Source organism: Oleiphilus sp. HI0043 (assembly GCF_001634935.1).
The window spans coordinates 1-1,633 of the sequence record NZ_LWEY01001327.1 but is presented as its reverse complement, the minus strand read 5'-3'; the positions used below and the strand labels follow the sequence as shown (position 1 = coordinate 1,633).

General features: G+C 47.3%; 2 protein-coding genes. Both read left to right on the top strand.

Going from position 1 to position 1,633, the window contains the following annotated elements; all coding sequences use genetic code 11:
• Positions 1–735 (top strand): histidinol dehydrogenase (hisD, locus tag A3729_RS17760; RefSeq protein WP_068634139.1); only part of this gene is annotated, 735 nt, incomplete at its 5' end.
• Between the two features lie 15 nt (positions 736–750).
• The gene (locus A3729_RS17755) at positions 751–1,512 is read left to right on the top strand and encodes a Nif3-like dinuclear metal center hexameric protein (protein ID WP_068511135.1); all 762 of its coding nucleotides are present in this window, start codon (positions 751–753) and stop codon (positions 1,510–1,512) included.
• Positions 1,513–1,633: the final 121 nt, after the last annotated feature.

Sequence of the window (1,633 nt, the reverse complement as noted above, 5' to 3'; positions counted from 1 at the left end):
ACTATTGGGGGTGCTCAAGCGGTTGCAGCCTTAGCTTACGGTACAGCGACTGTTCCAGCAGTCGACAAAATTGTTGGGCCAGGAAATATTTTTGTGGCGACCGCCAAGCGAGAAGTATTTGGTACCGTTGGTATTGATATGATTGCCGGTCCTTCAGAGATTCTTGTGATTTGCGATGGGAAAACTGACCCAGACTGGATTGCAATGGACCTGTTTTCACAGGCAGAGCATGATGAAAACGCTCAGCCTATTTTGATATCACAAGACGAGCAGTTTTTAGATCAGGTTGAAGCCAGTATTAGCAAATTGTTGCCAACGATGGAGCGTGAGGAAATAATCACAGCATCGCTGGTATCCAGGGCAGCATTCATTAAGGTCGACTCTCTGAGCCAAGCGGCTCATGTTAGCAACCTGATAGCACCTGAGCACCTGGAGTTATCAGTAGAAGATCCCGATGCCTTGTTGACAGAGATTCGCCATGCAGGCGCAATCTTTATGGGCCGCTATACCGCCGAAGCGCTTGGTGACTATTGTGCTGGACCTAACCATGTATTACCAACTTCTGGAACTGCACGCTTTTCTTCGCCTCTAGGTGTGTACGATTTCCAGAAACGCTCTTCGATTTTGCACTTCTCAGCAGAGGGTGCAAGTGAGTTAGGGAAGGTGGCATCGGTACTTGCTCGTGGTGAAGGATTGACAGCCCACGCTCGTTCCGCTGAATATCGCATCAAGTAGCTTAGGTCCGTAATCATGTCGGTTAACTTACAAGAATTGAGTACCTATCTTCAGCAATATTTATCGGTTGATAAGATTAAGGACTATTGCCCGAACGGTATCCAGGTAGAAGGTCGAGCTTCTGTTAAGCGAATCGTTGGTGGAGTAACCGCCTCCCAAGCATTAATAGATGCGGCAGTAGAGCAGAATGCTTGTGCTATTTTGGTTCATCATGGTTACTTTTGGAAAGGTGAAGCTCAGCCTATTACGGGTATTAAGAAAAAGAGAATTAAGCAGTTACTTGTCAACGACATTAGTCTCTTAGCTTACCACCTACCTGTCGATATTCATGCAGAGTGTGGAAATAACGCTCAGCTCGCGCTGCGTCTTGGTATCGATATAACGGGGCCACTGGAACTCGGAAACCCGCGTTCTGTGGGGCAGGTTGGTCGCTTAGATAAGGCGGTAACAGTTGAGCAGTTTTCCGAGCATGTGACTAACAAGCTAGGTCGCCAATGCGAGTTTGTTGGTGAGCCTAACCGGTTAATACAGAATATTGGGTTTTGTACTGGTGCAGCCCAGGGGATGATTGACCTTGCAGTGAGTCAGAACCTTGATGCTTACCTAAGTGGTGAGATATCCGAGCCAACCGTTCACGTCGCAAGAGAAACCGGGGTCGCCTATTTCGCCGCAGGCCATCATGCGACCGAGAAAGGGGGGATTCAAGCACTTGGGCAACATTTACAGGAAAAGTTTGATATCGAGTTTGAGTTTATCGATATCGATAATCCAGTTTAATGGCCTAGATTCTTGGTGGCTCTTTAACAAGCAGCTCTTCTTCTTGCTCCGAGCTAACTTCTTTTTTAGTAATGCCATAAGTTTCTGACAGTGTGCCTGTGTCGGCGTCGCTATTCTTTGG